Annotated in this window: 1 protein-coding gene; it reads right to left on the bottom strand. The window is 49.8% G+C overall.

What is annotated here, in order from left to right; genetic code table 11:
* The coding region (locus R0J88_RS23160) for an XdhC family protein (protein WP_410901338.1) at positions 1–239 on the bottom strand (239 nt) is incomplete at both ends.

Raw genomic sequence — 239 nt, 5'->3', positions numbered from 1 at the left:
GCCATACGTCCATGGAATAATCGCGGCTTACGTTCCTGCAATGCCTGAAGTGACTCTTCAATCACCTTCCGCTCAACCATTCCGCCACCAATTGTACCGACGATAGAACCATCGGCGCGCACTAACATTTGTGCAGAATGGCGGGGAGTCGAGCCTCGGCTATCAACAATTTGCGCCATCGCAAACGGACAATTTTGCTCTTCGAGTTTTGCAGCCTCTGTGAAAATATTCATACCAAC

The organism is Pseudoalteromonas sp. SIMBA_162, from assembly GCF_046535955.1.
Classification (GTDB): Bacteria; Pseudomonadota; Gammaproteobacteria; order Enterobacterales; family Alteromonadaceae; genus Pseudoalteromonas; species Pseudoalteromonas marina.
Note: the sequence above shows the minus strand (reverse complement) of the source record. Positions and strands in the feature narration are given on the sequence as shown.